Annotated in this window: 21 protein-coding genes and 2 tRNA genes; 3 read left to right on the plus strand and 20 right to left on the minus strand. The window is 61.6% G+C overall.

Annotated elements, in window-relative coordinates; genetic code table 11:
- Positions 1 to 2 precede the first annotated feature (2 nt).
- The 16 genes from ACFQJC_RS05045 to ACFQJC_RS05120 all read right to left on the minus strand — a co-directional run bounded on the left by ACFQJC_RS05045 (position 3) and on the right by ACFQJC_RS05120 (position 9,094).
- Positions 3 to 1,364 carry a terminase large subunit domain-containing protein gene (locus tag ACFQJC_RS05045; RefSeq protein ID WP_390222160.1) on the minus strand — a complete coding sequence of 454 codons (1,362 nt, stop codon included), beginning with the start codon at positions 1,362 to 1,364 and terminating at the stop codon, positions 3 to 5.
- Positions 1,348 to 2,031: a hypothetical protein gene (locus tag ACFQJC_RS05050; protein WP_390222161.1), complete on the minus strand. Its 684-nt coding sequence runs from the start codon at positions 2,029 to 2,031 to the stop codon at positions 1,348 to 1,350. The genes ACFQJC_RS05045 and ACFQJC_RS05050 overlap by 17 nt, the downstream gene beginning before the upstream one ends.
- Positions 2,032 to 2,139: 108 nt before the next feature.
- Entirely contained in the window at positions 2,140 to 2,277 is a 138-nt protein-coding gene (locus ACFQJC_RS05055; protein ID WP_390222162.1) for a hypothetical protein, read from the minus strand.
- A gap of 19 nt (positions 2,278 to 2,296) precedes the next feature.
- Positions 2,297 to 2,500, minus strand: a complete 204-nt coding sequence (locus tag ACFQJC_RS05060; protein WP_390222163.1) for a hypothetical protein — start codon at positions 2,498 to 2,500, stop codon at positions 2,297 to 2,299.
- Positions 2,497 to 2,637, minus strand: a complete 141-nt coding sequence (locus tag ACFQJC_RS05065) for a hypothetical protein (RefSeq protein ID WP_390222164.1) — start codon at positions 2,635 to 2,637, stop codon at positions 2,497 to 2,499. Before ACFQJC_RS05065 ends, ACFQJC_RS05060 begins: the two co-directional genes overlap by 4 nt.
- Positions 2,634 to 2,807 (minus strand): hypothetical protein, encoded by a 174-nt coding sequence (locus tag ACFQJC_RS05070; protein ID WP_390222165.1) that lies wholly within the window; start codon positions 2,805 to 2,807, stop codon positions 2,634 to 2,636. Before ACFQJC_RS05070 ends, ACFQJC_RS05065 begins: the two co-directional genes overlap by 4 nt.
- 6 nt (positions 2,808 to 2,813) lie before the next feature.
- Positions 2,814 to 3,320 (minus strand): hypothetical protein, encoded by a 507-nt coding sequence (locus ACFQJC_RS05075; protein ID WP_390222166.1) that lies wholly within the window; start codon positions 3,318 to 3,320, stop codon positions 2,814 to 2,816.
- Between the two features lie 130 nt (positions 3,321 to 3,450).
- Positions 3,451 to 3,717, minus strand: a complete 267-nt coding sequence (locus tag ACFQJC_RS05080) for a MarR family transcriptional regulator (protein ID WP_390222167.1) — start codon at positions 3,715 to 3,717, stop codon at positions 3,451 to 3,453.
- Entirely contained in the window at positions 3,714 to 4,265 is a 552-nt protein-coding gene (locus ACFQJC_RS05085) for an RsmD family RNA methyltransferase (RefSeq protein ID WP_390222168.1), read from the minus strand. Before ACFQJC_RS05085 ends, ACFQJC_RS05080 begins: the two co-directional genes overlap by 4 nt.
- A gap of 243 nt (positions 4,266 to 4,508) precedes the next feature.
- Positions 4,509 to 4,664: a hypothetical protein gene (locus ACFQJC_RS05090; RefSeq protein ID WP_390222169.1), complete on the minus strand. Its 156-nt coding sequence runs from the start codon at positions 4,662 to 4,664 to the stop codon at positions 4,509 to 4,511.
- A complete protein-coding gene (locus ACFQJC_RS05095; RefSeq protein WP_390222170.1) occupies positions 4,664 to 4,882 on the minus strand; it encodes a hypothetical protein in 219 nt (72 codons plus the stop codon). The genes ACFQJC_RS05090 and ACFQJC_RS05095 overlap by 1 nt, the downstream gene beginning before the upstream one ends.
- Positions 4,879 to 6,978 (minus strand): minichromosome maintenance protein MCM, encoded by a 2,100-nt coding sequence (locus tag ACFQJC_RS05100; protein WP_390222171.1) that lies wholly within the window; start codon positions 6,976 to 6,978, stop codon positions 4,879 to 4,881. The genes ACFQJC_RS05095 and ACFQJC_RS05100 overlap by 4 nt, the downstream gene beginning before the upstream one ends.
- Before the next feature lie 242 nt (positions 6,979 to 7,220).
- On the minus strand, positions 7,221 to 7,760 hold the full coding sequence (locus ACFQJC_RS05105) for a hypothetical protein (RefSeq protein WP_390222172.1): 540 nt from the start codon (positions 7,758 to 7,760) through the stop codon (positions 7,221 to 7,223).
- Entirely contained in the window at positions 7,757 to 7,999 is a 243-nt protein-coding gene (locus ACFQJC_RS05110) for a hypothetical protein (RefSeq protein WP_390222173.1), read from the minus strand. The genes ACFQJC_RS05105 and ACFQJC_RS05110 overlap by 4 nt, the downstream gene beginning before the upstream one ends.
- A 267-nt stretch (positions 8,000 to 8,266) precedes the next feature.
- A tRNA-Thr gene (locus ACFQJC_RS05115) sits at positions 8,267 to 8,338 on the minus strand.
- Between the two features lie 78 nt (positions 8,339 to 8,416).
- Positions 8,417 to 9,094: a DUF7114 family protein gene (locus ACFQJC_RS05120; RefSeq protein WP_390222174.1), complete on the minus strand. Its 678-nt coding sequence runs from the start codon at positions 9,092 to 9,094 to the stop codon at positions 8,417 to 8,419.
- A 60-nt stretch (positions 9,095 to 9,154) separates the two neighbouring features.
- Between ACFQJC_RS05120 and ACFQJC_RS05125 the strand changes: the two genes are divergently transcribed.
- Positions 9,155 to 9,850 carry an enoyl-CoA hydratase/isomerase family protein gene (locus tag ACFQJC_RS05125; RefSeq protein ID WP_390222175.1) on the plus strand — a complete coding sequence of 232 codons (696 nt, stop codon included), beginning with the start codon at positions 9,155 to 9,157 and terminating at the stop codon, positions 9,848 to 9,850.
- A gap of 23 nt (positions 9,851 to 9,873) precedes the next feature.
- Here the strand turns inward: ACFQJC_RS05125 and ACFQJC_RS05130 are convergent, their stop codons facing one another.
- On the minus strand, positions 9,874 to 10,704 hold the full coding sequence (locus ACFQJC_RS05130) for an NAD+ synthase (RefSeq protein WP_390222176.1): 831 nt from the start codon (positions 10,702 to 10,704) through the stop codon (positions 9,874 to 9,876).
- Positions 10,705 to 10,908: 204 nt separating this feature from the next.
- Between ACFQJC_RS05130 and ACFQJC_RS05135 the strand changes: the two genes are divergently transcribed.
- Positions 10,909 to 10,979: transfer RNA gene (locus ACFQJC_RS05135), tRNA-Gly, on the plus strand.
- A gap of 898 nt (positions 10,980 to 11,877) precedes the next feature.
- Here the strand turns inward: ACFQJC_RS05135 and ACFQJC_RS05140 are convergent.
- The 3 genes from ACFQJC_RS05140 to ACFQJC_RS05150 all read right to left on the minus strand — a co-directional run bounded on the left by ACFQJC_RS05140 (position 11,878) and on the right by ACFQJC_RS05150 (position 13,426).
- Entirely contained in the window at positions 11,878 to 12,051 is a 174-nt protein-coding gene (locus tag ACFQJC_RS05140) for a hypothetical protein (protein ID WP_390222177.1), read from the minus strand.
- A gap of 51 nt (positions 12,052 to 12,102) precedes the next feature.
- A complete protein-coding gene (locus tag ACFQJC_RS05145; protein ID WP_390222178.1) occupies positions 12,103 to 12,393 on the minus strand; it encodes a DUF7577 domain-containing protein in 291 nt (96 codons plus the stop codon).
- Between the two features lie 115 nt (positions 12,394 to 12,508).
- On the minus strand, positions 12,509 to 13,426 hold the full coding sequence (locus ACFQJC_RS05150) for an acyltransferase (protein WP_390222179.1): 918 nt from the start codon (positions 13,424 to 13,426) through the stop codon (positions 12,509 to 12,511).
- A 158-nt stretch (positions 13,427 to 13,584) separates the two neighbouring features.
- Here ACFQJC_RS05150 and ACFQJC_RS05155 point away from each other — a divergent pair, with 158 nt between their 5' ends.
- Complete coding sequence (locus ACFQJC_RS05155; RefSeq protein WP_390222180.1) at positions 13,585 to 14,916, plus strand: glycoside hydrolase family 68 protein; 1,332 nt, start codon at positions 13,585 to 13,587, stop codon at positions 14,914 to 14,916.
- Positions 14,917 to 14,936 lie beyond the last annotated feature (20 nt).

Consider the following 14,936-nt stretch of genomic DNA (forward strand, 5'->3'; position numbering starts at 1 on the left):
TGTTATCTGATACTCCCTTTGGTTGGTGCGCTACCACGGCGTCGACGCGTGGTCTTTGTGTCGACGTAGCGGTCGCCCATGATGGCGTAGCGCAGTGCGTCGAGTGCGTGGTCCTGGGCTCGCGCGGTCCCGACGTCTTCCTCTTTGTAGGATTGGAATTCCTGAATCAGGTTGATGCAGTCGTCGACGATGACGAGCCCGGGCCGTCCATCGTCAGTTTCGAGGACGCTTTGCACTTCGTTGATTCCCTCGGCGAGGTCCTTCTGCGCCGCCTCGGACTCGAACCCTGCGCGTGCAAACTTCTCGATATGCTCAGGGTCGTGATCACAGAACACGCGGCCAGGGGTCTTGCCCTGTTCCTGAATCCATCCTTCACGGACGAGCGTGCGACCGTTCCATGCCCCGGCCAGTTTTTCGACGGGTTGCTTCGAGACGTAGTACTCGTCGAGAACGGCGTACTGCCCGGCCGTGGTCTCCCCGATTTCGAGCAACACGCGTGGGTCTTTGAATCCGTAGTCGTACCCGTAGAGACGCGCGTCCCGGAGCTCAAGTTCACCTCGTGAACAGATGTGCGTCTCCCGAGAAAACGACGGGTAAACAAGCCCGTTCGCAGATGAAAACCCGCCTTCAAGCGCTTGCTTCTCGCGCTCGGTCCCCTCGAACTGCGCCCGCATCTTTTCGAGTTCGTTGTGAAACGGGTTGTCGCGGGTGTCGCCGACGACGACCTTCATCCGGTCGGCCCACGGGAGTGGTTGCTCGCCGCCTTGACCATCGGGTTCGATCTGCCGCTCGGTGATGTCGTAGAACTGGTTGAAGCCGTTCCCCGTCGAGGTCCACAAGGTGACGTTCGGTCCCTGTTCGGTCCGCTGGCGGGTGACCAGCATCTCGTGGAGATCGTAAAGGTCGGTCGTGCCGTAGTGAGCGACCTCGTCGCACCAGATGATGTTGAACTCGGTACCAGCGAACCGGCTCCAGATGTCAGCGCCGCCCAGCTGGATGATGTGGCCGTTGATGAGGGTTAGGCGGTGTTTCGTCCCGTGGTAGCCAGCGACGATTGGCGAGTTCTCGGGGTCACCTTCGGCGTCGTTCGGGACTGTGTTATCGCCAGGGAGGCGTTCGAAGAAGCCCTTGTACGTTGCCGGACCGCCTTTCGTTTTGTCCGGTGCGAGGACGAGCGAGTGACCGTTCGGAATCTGCATCGCCCCGCCGAGGACGAAATCGCTTCCGAGGAGTGTCTTCCCCCCACCGTATCCGGCGCGGAACACGACGAGGTCGTAGTCACCAGATTCGAGTGCGTCGAACGTCTCCAGTTGGGCGCTCCAGTACTGCCCGCCGATCTGGATCGGCTCACTCGTCTGGCTCATAGCGTTCACGGCTGACTGTCACCTCGATTGGTTTGCCATCGGTCCCGGAGAGCTCGACGCGGTCCTTGTAGACGCCAAGAACGTCGCCTTTCGCCTGGAGGTGCTGGGACTGTTCCATGCGCGCCGCCCGCTCGCCGTCGAGATCGGACTGGTCGCGTTCGAGGCCACAGAACTCGGTCGTGTATTTCGGCGACCCGTCGAACGACTGTAGTGGATACTCGTCGCCGGGTTCGATGGTTCGATCTACGCCGATGAACCGGATGATGACGTCGCCCTCCTCGGCCCACTCGGGCCAGTCGTCGTCGCCTGGATCGACGAACTCCCACGCCTGCATCCGGAAGACGCCTTGTTCGCCCGAGCAGTATTTGGTCTGTGGAACGACGCGCTTGAGCGGGACGTCCTCGACGGCGTCGTCTTCGGCTTCACGGGCACGTTGCCACATCCGCTCTTCGCGCTCGGCGATTTGGAGTCGGGTGTTGGCGTGCTCCTGTTCGATCTGTTCGAGGACGGCCTCGGACGGTTCCTCGTTGAGGTACTTCCGGACGGTCGATGCCGCAAACGAGCCGTGACCCGTCTCTTCGAAGCGGTCTCGAATCTCGTCGACGTCGAGATTGTCGAGATAGTGCCACTTCAGGGCGAGTGTGACTCGTTGTTCGCGCTTACTCATCTGTGGGAAATCGTTCTGCGGTGTTCACGGGTGGCTTATACTTTAAATAGGGTCGAAGACGGGCAGATGCGTCGGTAGGGTACCCTCGCGGTTGTATGTCAGAATCGTCTAGAAATCGTGGTCGTTGATGCCGAGTTCAATCGCGCACATCACGCACACCGGTTCGTCGTCGCTCCCGTACGCCGCGTTGAACATGCCCTCGATGACGCAGTCGTCGTGGACTTGCTCGGTGCACGTAAACGTCATCGGTGTGTTCGGTGTGTGTTCAGCGTCGCGTCATGCGGTCTTCGACCATCTCTGCCGAGCGGCGGGCGATTTCGTCGACGTTCTCGACGGCGACCGTGTTCGGTTCGTGTTCGGTGTCGGTTGCAGTGCGCACGAGATAGTCGCTCCATGACTCGCCGTCCCGGCGTTCTTCATCAGCCGCGTTGAACGCGGTCTCGGTTACGGTGATGGTCTTGCGAGTCATGGGCCTGGGATATCGAGTTCGTCAGCGCACTCAGCACAGATGCACGCGCCGTCAGGGTCGCGGTGGGCGACGTCGTCGAGCGGGAGTGAGTGCTCACACTCGTCGGCGACCCGGGCGGCGCAAAGCATCTCGCTCATCGGAGGTCACTTGCGAGAACACAGAGTTCGACGCCGTCGACGTCGACAGTGAGGCGCTCGTCGAGGTCGGAGATCGTCGCTATGAGTTCAGCGGAAACGACGTGTGCTTCGCGGGTGTGACCGCGGGGTGTCTCGACGAGGACCGAGTCACTCGGGGTGGAGGTGCTCATGCACGGTCACGCATGCTTGATGCCGAGTTTGGTCGCCCGTTCGAGGATTTCGCGGTCCATCCCTTGGATTCGGTCGTCGCTCTTGAGTTCCCACACGGTCCGACGCATTACACGGCGCGACACGCCGATGCCTTCCTCGTTGAGGCGATCGGCGATCGGGGCGACACGTCGGACGAGGTCGAGACGGCTTTGGGTCTCGTCAGGTGCACGTCCGGCGATGGAGCCGCAGTTGTTGCAGCACGTGTGCTCGGAGTGGGTTCGGTCGACGCCGTGTTCGCCGACGTGCTCGACGCCAGTGACGCGGCCATCCTCGTCGCGGACGGTTTGCTCGCCGAACTGGTCGTGGATGTGGACGTCGTGCCCGTGGACGCCATCGGCCCGGAGTCGGCCGTCACGGGACATCCGGGAATAGCATCGGTTGCAGATGCCGGGTTGGGTCCAGATGTAGCGCTCGAAGGCTCTCTCCGGTTGGATTTGCCGCTGGTCGCTCTGTGAGTTCTGCGTGAGTGACATCGAAAAGTGGGGCCGAGTGGGGTGCTGTCGCTACTGGCCGACGCCGGTCATCCCGGGTGGTGCGACGCCGTAGAATCGGTTCGATTCGGGTTAGAAGAATAGACAGTCGGCGAACGTGATAAGTCCGGCGCTATCGCTCACTGGTGAGCGACACATCCACCGCATGGACGTGTTTTCGAGCGTCACCAGAGACGTTTCGGCGACGACGGATAAGGCCTTGGGCACGGAGCACTTGGAGTGCGCGGCGGGTCGTGCTCGATGCGAGGGCAGTTGCACGCTCGATCTCGGCCGTCGTCAGTGGGCGGTCGGCCTCTTGGATGACGAGCCACACCATCCGGACGGTGACCGACTCGTCGGCGAGGTCGTCGCGAACCGCGTCGTCGACGGCGAGAGTCATCCGAAATCCTCCATGGACGAACTCGTGCGCCTGTCGACTGCGACGATGAAGTCTCGCGATATGGGGCCACGGGTAAATAGCGTGGTCTCGACGCGTTCGAATGCGGGGAATGACTTCATCCCCCACGAATTCCACCCGAACGAGACGACGGTCCCGCCCGTGCGGACGAGCGTATTGAACGCCTCAAGCGCCGCCCACACGTCTTTCGCGTGCAATCTGTCGTACATATTTTCCGCCTTGTCCTCGTCGAACGGTGGGTCAAACACGATGGTGTCGAACGACTGCGGTTCGAAGTGGTCACCGAGGGTGGCCACGTCGACGTGCGTATCAGCGTCCATTTCTGGGTTCAGGTCGTTCCGGATGATTTCGCCGTCGTGGGTGAGTTTCGTCTTTCCGGCGCAGGCATTGAGAACCCGGCCGTCAAGATAACCCTCCACAAATTCGCGGGCAGGAGAGTATTCGAATGTCCATCGCGAAAGCATCCGGGGAGATCCGTCCCGGTTTCGGCCACCATTCGCGACGATATCATCAATCGGCTGTTCAATCATCGCGACCACCTGTGGTTGCAGTCCCGACAGCGAAGCACTTGTGTCGAACTCCACTGTCCGTTTCGAGAGCGCCCTTCGAGTGCGGGCCATCGAGCGTTGCATTCGGGGCATCGTGGCTGGCTCACGCCGACCACCTCGTGTCGCAGTGGACACACACCCAGTCGTGGTGATTTGACTTCGATTTTTGGACGAAGACGTCCGTCCCGTACTCGGGGCACATCGGGCAGTCGTACGTCATCCGAGTCACTCTTCGTCACCTCCGATAAATCGGCCGTGTTGGCGTCGGATGCGGCACGCCCCGCAGTGCCGCGGTGGCAGGGCGTGTTGGTCGATGACGATGACGCGGTCGTCGCACCCTCGGCAGGTGATGAACGTTCGCGTCCGGTTGCCGCGGCCCATCACCGCACCTCCATGAGTCGTGCGTTCACGTGGCCGATTTTGGTCATGTCTTGGTCGCTTACCTCGCCGTCGGTGAGTCGCGAGAGGATATCCAAGAGGTGGGACTCGTCGTCGACGGCGGCGACGTAGTCCTCGACCGTCTCTGGGTCGCATCCCGGCCACGAGAGTTGTGTCGCCCACCCTTCGCGGACGGGTTGGGACATGTCGGTGGTGCTCATCGGAACGCCCTCACTGTTCCCGCGCCACCTGGACGCCACAGGTCTCCGTTATCGGCGAGGTCCTTCACCTCGTCTTTGACCGTTCGCTTGTCCAAGCCGAACTCTTCTTCGGCGACATCACAGAGCTTGCCGACCATCAGCGACCCTTCGTCGGGTTGCAGTTCCCGGATGAGGTCGATGAGATTGTCGCGCCGCTCTTTCTGCGTCATCGATGTCCCCGACTCGATCACGTCGACGTCGAGGTCTCCATCGGCATTCGTCCCGAACTGTCGGAGTGAGTCGCCGATCTCTTTCTGGGCGCGCTCGACGTCCTGTTCCTCGATGACGTTCGAGAGGCGTGCTCGTGCAGACGCTTCGGCGAGGCGAAGCACGTCTTCGAGTTTCCGCGTCGAGATCGGGATGGCGGAGTTCTCGTCATAGCCGTTAGCAGACCGCAGGGTGACGTACGCATCTCGCATCTTCTTGCGGACCGATTCGTCGCGGAACACCGGGTTGTAGTTTGAGCGAGCGTACGCGATGTATTTTCGAAGGAATTCGACTGAGAGGGCAGGTTCGACCTCGTCGAGTTCCTCTTCGGTCACAGTGTGGGAATCCGAATTGTATCGCTTGGCGGTGTCCTTCGAGATGAGGATTGTGTCGGCGACCATGCTGTCGTGCTCAGCGTCCGGCTGGTCGGTGAACTTGAAGATCAGGCCGAAGCGAGAGATGAGCGCCGACTCCATCTCGATTTGTTCGTGGTCCTCTTGGTTCCGGTTCCAGCGCGAATACTTCGGGTTCGCCGCTGCGAGGACCGCCGTCTCAGCGGGGAGTGTCGTGTTGATGCCCGCTTTCGAGATGGGGATGCGCTGTTGTTCGAGCGCTTTGTGCATCGACTTCACCGCGTCGGGCTTGATCTTGTCCAGTTCGTCGATGCAAGCGAGTCCTTTGTGCCCGTGGACGAGCGCGCCGGCTTCGAGCGTCCACTGGCCAGAGTCGTTAAAGTCGTCGCGAACGGCTGCAGCAGTGAGACCGCTCGCACTCGCACCATGGCCTGAGACCGAGACGGCCCGAGGGGCGATGCGCTCGGCGGCGTCCATCAGTGTGGATTTGCCGGTCGATGGGTCGCCAATCAGGAGGATGTGCGTGTCGCCTCGTCGGAAGGTGCCGTCGGGGAGTTCGGCTCGAACGCCGCTAAGCTGTTGCAGGAAGATACCGAGTTTGACGTCTTCGTCACCCTCGTGACTGGGGGCGATAGAATCGACACCGAGTTCGAAGATGTCGGTCTCGGGGTCCTCGACGACGTCGTGGATCTCTTCGATATCCTCGGGCGTGAGGTCGATGTCCTCGAACTCCGTGTCTTTGAGTTCGATGGCCTGCCCTTCGAGGTACGTCGAGAACTTCGCCGTCTTCTGGTTGTTCGACGATTGTTGGCGGAGGTGCAGGATGCCCGAGACGGTCGCTTTGTCTCCCGGCTCGACGACTTCGACCAGGTCGTCCTCGACGTAGACGTCAACGTGCGACGGGTTCTGTCCCTGGGCTATCTCTGGTGGTTCCTCGATGCGGAGCTTCTGGCCGTCGATGATTTCGGATTGGTCGAAGTCGATTTGGAACGGCCCTTGGCGCTCGCACCCCTGGCACTCATGTGGCTCCTGGAAGTCGCCGACGTTCGACGACTGTTCGATATAGCTCATCGTCCCGCAGCGCTGGCACTCGAACGCCGCCTCTTGGACGACGCCGTACACCTCGGTCGCCTTCGAGACCTGCCCTTCGACAGTGATGTAGTCGCCCGACTGGTCGCGAGGAGACTGTTGACCGGGATAGTAGGTGTCCTCGTCGGGGAGGTTTGTCAGGCGCACGTGTGCACGACTGAGCTTCACATCGGCCGGCAGGTCGAACAGTCGAAGTCCTTCTTCGACGTACTCTTGATACTGACTCGGTTTGGACGTCCACTCTTCGGCGAGTTCCGTATCGAAGTTGTGGAGGTCGGTGTAGTCGATGGTGAGCGACCGCTGTTCTTTCGGGTAGTGCTGGGCAAGCGTCCCGATCTCCGAACGGTAGTAGTCGCGGTAGAACGCGATGAACGACTCGGTGAGTTCTCGGTTGGCTGGCGAGTTCATTGGCGGCCTCCCGTGACCGAGTAGAAATTCTTCGACTCGGTTACAGCCGAGTAGAGACCTCGCAGAGCGAGCGGAGCGAGCGGATGACGAGCGGACTTGTGACTAACTGACATTTGATTTTTTGATTTGTTGTGTCTGGATTTTCTCCCAGTGCAACCGTGCTTGTGTTCGAGCACGTTCTGGAGGCGGCTTACACGTGAGGCGAGTCGAAGAATTTCTACTCGTCCTGTACCCGAGTCGAATCACCGCCCGTACTCACCCCCAGCGCGGATGCGGTGACCGGCGATGATGATCCCCTCGACGTCGCCTTCGCGAAGATCCATCCGAAGGTGGTTGAGGCGATCCGCTCCTCGAGGCGTTCGGACGTACTCGACAGCGCCCGACGAAACGTTCCGAGGGACGGCCTCGGTCATCGCGTAGTGAATGTCTTGCTTCTTCGCACCGCCACCGAGCGCCGTCTTACACGACTCCTTGTCGTACTCGGCGACAGGCTCGCCTCCGGCGTCTCCGCGAGCTTTCGCGTCGTTGAACATGTGCTGGACGATGACGGCGGCTCGCTTGTCCGGGTCGTTGGCGCTGTTCTGTTGGATGCCTTTGAGCATCGCATCGAGGCGGCCCTGCTCTTCGATCTCCTCGCGGAGGTAGGCGTTCTCCTCGCGAAGACTCTCGACCTGCGTTTCGAGGTCGGAGATACGACCCATCGCGTTCGAGAGGTTCTTGATGAGACCCTTCTGGTTCTCACGCAGCGCCGAGAGTTCCTCTTCGAGGCTCTCGCCACTCATCGCGACCACTCCTGATGCCGCTGCCACGCGTGGTAGTCGTGCCGAGACCCGTGCTCGAACAGGAGCGCCAGCGTGACGAGGTACATGGCGCTGAGTAGAGTGGCTCCGACGAGGTCGTCAACGGCGAAGGAAACCCACTGCAAGGCGACGAGACCCAGCATGAACGTCATCGAGTCGCCAAAGCCCCACTCGGTGTCGTGGACTTTGATGAGTTCGAGCGACGGTGGGCGCTCACTCATCGTCGAACTCCTCCACGATTTCGTGACCGTTGACGTGGCCTTTGCAGACGACGCGGTGGCCGTGGTCTGGGTGATCGATCTTCGCGTGGGCACCGCGAGTGCAACCCATTCGTCCACAGCCTGCGGCTTTCGAGTAGCGGCCATCACGCACTCACCCCCGATGGAGAAGTCGCTATCGCGGGATGTGGTTGATGACTCTCTGAGGCGTGAGTGCCGAAACAGAAATCAGGCGTTTCAACCCCGTAAGCTTCTGAGGTTGAGGGGTTAAGCCTAGGCCGGGATTTGAACCCGGGCTCTCGTCCTTACCAAGGACGCGCTTTACCGCTAAGCTACCCAGGCAGGCAATCATTCGTTGTCCGGGTTCCTCTTTAGGGGTTTCGATTCGAACCGGCCCGGAACCATGGTAGCGTATGTCGATTACCGGTCCGCAGCGGAGGTCACTCGGTCGTCGGTCGCGTCGCCTCGATAGAGCGTTCCGATACGTTCGACAGTGGATTCAGAAATCGACGTGGCAGCGGGGAGCAGTTGTCCGTCCTGTCCGTGTGCGAGCGTCTCTGCGTAGTCGATGAGCGCCGCTGGTGGGGCGGAGCCGACGGCGGTGGTGCCGGCGATGACCGCCAGCGTGCAGATGTTCACTTCGAGGTTGCGGTCGAGGTCGTGGCGTTCGGCGTCGGTGGCAGCGCGGGCGAGGGTCTGGTCGCGTCCGAACGCGCGAACCGTCTCGACGGCGTGGTCGGCGGCTTCGGTGCGAGCGAGGAGATAGAACCCACGCGAGACCAGTACGTCGGCGGCGAGGATATCCAAATCGGCGGCAGTGTCGTCCGAAACGGCGTCGAGATGGGCCCACGGCTCGTCGGCGGCGAGGCTCCGCGTGAGGCGGAGTCCTTCGTAGATGAGTTGCACGCCCGCAGCGCGCTCCGATAGCCCACTCAAATCGACGTTCGGGTCAACAGCCCGCGCGCTCACGAACGTGAGAACCGCCGGCGTGACCGAGGCGGTGTCGAGACGCTCGTTTAACGCCGCCAAGAGTGTCTCCGGCTCAATGTCCGAGAGCGCCTCTTTGGCGGCCTCACGGGCTCGAACGGCGTCGTCCATTAGTCGGGGGTTACGGGTGTGAGGGCAAAGACCTTTGGAAAACCACAGCCCACCGGGAGTATGATACGAACGACGGACGACGACGGGCTTCGCGTCGTCACCATCGACCGGCCGAGTCGGCGCAACGCGCTCCGCCCGCAGGACCTCGAAGCGCTCGATACGGCCATCACAGAAGCCGAGACACCAGTTGTCCTGCTTCAGGGCGCGGGCGAGGCGTTCTGTGCCGGTGCCGACCTCGACAGCGTCGCCGACCTTTCCGACCCCGAGTCGTTCGCCCGATTGGGTCAAAAGGTCGCTTCGACCATCGAATCCTCACCAGCGGTCGTCGTCGCCGGAATCGACGGCCCGGCGCGTGGCGGCGGGGTCGAACTCGCGCTCGCCTGCGACGTTCGCGTCGCCACCCCGTGGGCCACACTGGGCGAACCGGGCGTCAAACTCGGTCTCTTCGGGGCGTGGGGAGGAACGGTTCGGCTCCCGCGAATCGTCGGTGAGGGCCACGCACTCGAATTCTCGCTCTCCGGGCGCGTGGTCGATGCCGACGAAGCGCTCCAGATGGGTCTCGTCTCGCGCATCGAGGACGACCCTCGAACCGTCGCCGACGAAATCGCCGCCAACGACCACCGGTCGCTCCAGGTGATCAAAGCGCGGCTCAGAGACCGAGGTCCCGATGCCGACCGATTCGAAGCCGAAGCCGCGAGCTTCGGTGAGCTACATCGTGCGAACGTCGAAGATATCGCGTCGAGTCGTGAGAAGTAGTCGAAGTTGCGTTACTGAGCGGCTTACAGCGAGAGCGCGTCCGGCGCGGGCGGCATCGAACGCTTGTGTTCGCTGCGTTCGACCAGTTCGACCACTCTGTCGATTTGCTCGGCGGTCACGCCGAGGTGGCGACTCGTCACCGACTTCGTGAGCGGGCCATCGACGTGGAGTGCGAGAATTGCGTCGAGCACGTCGTAGGTGAGACCGAGTTCCGCTTCGTCGGTCTGGCCCGACCACATCTCGGCCGACGGCGTCTGCATCACGAGGTCCTCGGGGACGCCGACGTGGGCGGCGAGTTGGCGAACTTGCTGTTTGTAGAGATTTCCAATCGGGTTGCAATCGACGGCTTGGTCGCCGTACTTCGTGAAGTAGCCCGTCATCGCTTCGGCGCGGTTGCCCGTCCCGAGGACGATGCGGTTCTCGTGGTTGGCGACGAAGTAGTTGAGCACGCCGCGGGTGCGAACGTAGACGTTCCCGGCGGCCATGCGGTCGTCGGCCGCTTCGGGGAACACGTCGAAGAACGCCTCCGCGATGGGCTGAATCTCCACCACGTCGTAGGCGATTTCGAGTTGCTGGGCGACACCCTCGGCGTCGCTCATCATGTCTTCGGCGTTCGCCACGCTCGGCATCACCAGCCCGTGGACGTTCTCCTTCCCGAGTGCTTCGACGGCGAGGAAGGCGGTGAGCGTCGAGTCGATACCGCCCGACAGCCCGATGACGGCACCCTCGGCGCCGGCGGCTTCGACGGTGTCGGCGATGAACGAGGTGATGTGTTCGCGGTGGGCTTCGAGTTCCTCGTCGGACAGACGGAGGTCCAGCGGGGCGTCCGCGGAGAGGATGTCGGCTTCTGACATGGAGACGGATTGGGACCGGAGGGGCAAATAGTCACTCGTTGGCGAGGAATGCTGGACGGGCGTCCAATTATTGGACAGAATGTGGTCAGTGAAGCGCTATGTTCAAGTGTCAGCGCGGTCTACGAGTTTTTGCTCAGTTCCAGAGCATTGAGCGCCGATGTGTTGTCGAACGAAGTGAGACAATGCTCGGGGCGAACGAAGTGAGCGCCGATGGTCCAATGGTAGGACACGAGCTTCCCAAGCTCGAAGTCCGGGTTCAATTCCCGGTCGGCGCATTTCTGTCGAACGGAGTGAGACGAAATGCGCTCCGGAGGGAATCTGAACCCTGCCAGTCGCAGCCGACGAGCGAAGCGAGGAGGACCGTCTGGCTCAGGTTCAATTCCCGGTCGGCGCACTCCCTGTGGTCGTTTGCCGACCGACCTTCGCAAACCTTCGGTTTGCTCAGTCCCGGTCGGCGCATCTTCTGAACGGAACCAGACGAGGAGCCGAAGGCTTCGAGTCCCGCGGAGTGAAGAGATGCGGCCCAAAGGGAATTGAATCAAGGAGCGACCGCAAGGGAGCGACTGGGGTTCAATTCCCGATGAAACCTCGTTTCATCAACGCCCCGCTCACACTGTTCGCGGGATTCCCGGTCGGCGCACTTCCGGCGAAGCTTCGCTTCGCCGACGTACCACTCGCCGTACTCGTGGTACTCCCTGCGGTCGTTTGCCGACCGACCTTCGCAAACCTCCGGTTTGCTCAGTCCTGACGAGACGCTGTCTCGTCAACGTTCACTTCGTTCCACTCAATGAACTCCCGGTCTGCTCGTATTCGTAGACGAAATACGGTTGTCAGCTACCGTTTCCGCTGTTCAGAAGTAGTTGATTGCTCTTGCTTACGCTGCTCTCGTCGCAAAGAGCGCCACGGTTGTTGGAAGTACCGCCACTACTATCGCTGCGGCCACAGTTGGCATGTCGGCAGCACCATACCCTGCGACAGAGGTCGTTCCAGCAATCACCGCGAGTAGTACGAGTCCAATATCGATACGTAGCCGGAGGGCTGCGTCCATGAAAGCAGATAAACAGATTATTTTGAATAGTTACTGATTTCTGAACTATCGACTAGCGCATCGTCTGCACTGCAAGCACGCATGATATCGAACACAACGCTCCTCTTGACCGCTTCGGACTCTCCTCAAAAAAACAAATCCTGCACGTCCTCGACCTCACCGGGACCGGACCGAAACACCGGCGTGTGCGCGCGCTGGCGGACCTGCGAGTGGCGGTCGATGGCGTCGTCGAATTCGAGAATCGCCCGTTCGACGTCGCGTGCGAACGCATCGAGTTCGTCGTGGAGGTCCTCGGCCATACCAATCGGTAGTGACGAGTGGGTAAAACGGAATCGACTGCAAAAGACGGGTCAGTGAATCCGGCCGGTGCAGTTCCAACAGAGGTCGAACGTCGGGTCGGGTTCGTTTTCGGTCCCGCAGTGAGGGCAAATACGCTCGCCGGTCGGCGTGCGACGAACCCCCGTGCGGTCGTCGAAGGGAACTGCGAGTTCAGGATGACCGTACCGCTCGGTTCGGTCACTGTCACGCCCCACGCCCTCTCCCATCGTCGGCTCACCGCTCGTGACGAGGTAGCGGTAGACCAACAGCTGGAGGAGGGTCAAGCCGAGGGCGTAGACCACAATCCATCCCCACGTATCCATGTCATGATGTACGTTAGCACGCTATAATTGTTCTTCGGTTAGCCAGCGGATTCGGCAGAAAAACGACGGCGAAAGCCCGCTCCCGATGAGAATATTTTCAGCGACGAGTAGTCGTTTATTCCGACCGATGTGGCTTGACCGGACCACCGAGCGTTCGGCCGAACTCGTCGAACGCGTCGAGGTCGTCGGGGAGGGTGTACGGAATCTCTCGTTCGTCGGCGCGTTTCTCGCCGCCGGCGTCGAGCGGTTCGGCCACGTCTTCGAATCCGGGCTTGATGCGAACGCTCTTGGCGGGCGCGCCGACGACGACGTGGTGGTCCGGAACGTCGCCTTGGACGATGGAGCGAGCGCCGACGATGGCGTTCTCGCCGACGACGGTGCCGGCGTTGACCATGGCGTCGAAGGTGACCCGCGCGTCGTCACGAATCTCGGTGTGGTAGTTTCGGACCTCGGTCTGGTCCACCACGTCGTGCGAGTGGGTGTAGATGTGCGCGCCGTCGGAGATGGAGACGCGGTCGCCGATGGTGAGTTTCCCGCGGTCGTCGAGGTGGACGTCGTCGTGGATGACGGTGTTGTCGCCGATAGAGATGTTGTGGCCGTAGGAGAAGGTGACGCCCTTGAAGATACGGAGGTTGTCGCCGGCGTCTTCGAACAGGTGATTGGCGAGCATCTGACGGAACCGAAGCGCGAAATCGACGTTGTCGGCCATGGGTGTCGCGTCGAACTGTCGCCAGAGCCACTGGAGGTGTTTCGAGCGTTTGAACTGCTCCTCGTCCTTCTCGGCGTAGTACTCTGCTTCGAGCGTGGCGTTGCACGGGTCGTACCCCTGCAATCGGACTTTGGTCGCCGGCGAGACAGGCTTTCCCGACTGCCAGCGCTCCCACGCCTCGCGGTCGCCGAACAGGTCGATAAGCGTGTCTCGAACAACGAGACACGTATCTTCGTCCGAGTCGAGGCGACCGTCTACCTCGTCGATGAAGGCTCGCAACCCTTCTTCGGCGTCCTCCGGAAGCGAAACGTGGACCTTTGTCATTGCACCGTGATTTGGTGGCAGTGTTCATATGGGTTCGGTTGTGCGAACCCTGCGTCAGCGTGCCTGCTGGCAATATTCGCTGGTTTCAGCCGTTTTCTCCGGGAGCCGTCCGGTTCGAATGGTGAAACCTAACTCCCCGCGCCGAAGTTAATTCGGATATGAGTGAAGATGCCGCCGGAGACACGCCCGCGTGGACGCGAGAACACGCCGCAGGTCTCCGCCGCGACGACTCGAACGTCGCACCCATCATCTACCCGCCAGAGGAGCGAATCGACGAGGACCTGCACATCTGGGACACGTGGTTCCTCCGCAACCGCGACGGCTCTATCGCCGAAATCGACGGCTATCGCGTCATCTTCTCGCTGACCTCGCCGTCGAATCTCCTGCCGGGGAAACGCCACGACGTGGCGACCATCCGCTACTTCTACTCGCAGGACGGCGAACACTGGACCACCGGTGGCACCGTCTTCGACGGCGACACGCTCGGCCAGCGCCAGTGGGCCGGGTCGGCGATGTACGACCCCGAGGGCGACGAGGGCGAGATTTACTTCTACTATACCGCCGCGGGCGAAGACGGCGCTGACGAACTGACCTACACCCAGCGACTCGCACTCGCAACCGGCGGGACAGTCTCCACCGACGGCGGTCTCTCCGAAGGAGGGGCCTCGTCGGATGTCCCATCCGACAGCGGATTCAGTATCGAGGGACCGTGGGACCACCAAATCCTCCTCACGCCCGACGGCGACTGGTACGAGCGCGAGGACCAGTCCCGCGGGATGATTTACACCTTCCGCGACCCGTGGTTCTTCGAAGACCCCGAATCGGGTGAGACCTACCTGCTCTTCGAGGCTAACACGCTCGTTCCCGAAGGAACCGGCGCGTGCGACGACCCCGTCTGGGAGGAGTTCAACGGCAGTATCGGCATCGCCCACTCGCCGACGGGCGACCCGACGGAGTTCGAACTTCGCCCGCCGCTCCTCGACGCCGTCTGTGTGAATCAGGAACTCGAACGCCCGCACCTCGTCGTCCGCGACGGTACCTACTACCTCTTCATCTCCAGCCACGTCCACACGTTCGCCCCCGAACTGGAGGGGTACGACGCCCTCTACGGCTTCGTCGCCGACGACTTGCAGGGCGAGTACGAACCCCTCAACGGCCACGGGATGGTGCTGACCAACCCCGCCAACGCACCGTTCCAAGCCTACTCGTGGCTGGTCTACGACCACGGCGACGAGTTGCTCGCCTCGTCTTTCTTCAACTACTTCGACTACAACCGCCCGAATCTGGACGACGTGTCGCTCCTCCCCGAAGACGAGCAGATGCGTCGCTTCGGCGGGACCCTCGCGCCGACTGTGCGACTCGGCCTCGACGGCAAGCAGACGAACGTCATCGACACCCTCGACCACGGCCACTTGCCACTCCAGCGTGAGGCATTACCGAAGTCGTGGTGGGACGCAGAATCGAAAGACGGCGGCGACGGCTACTACTGACTCGGGCTCTCGGTACTGAT

Source organism: Haloferax namakaokahaiae, assembly GCF_042663225.1.
Lineage (GTDB): Archaea > Halobacteriota > Halobacteria > Halobacteriales > Haloferacaceae > Haloferax > Haloferax namakaokahaiae.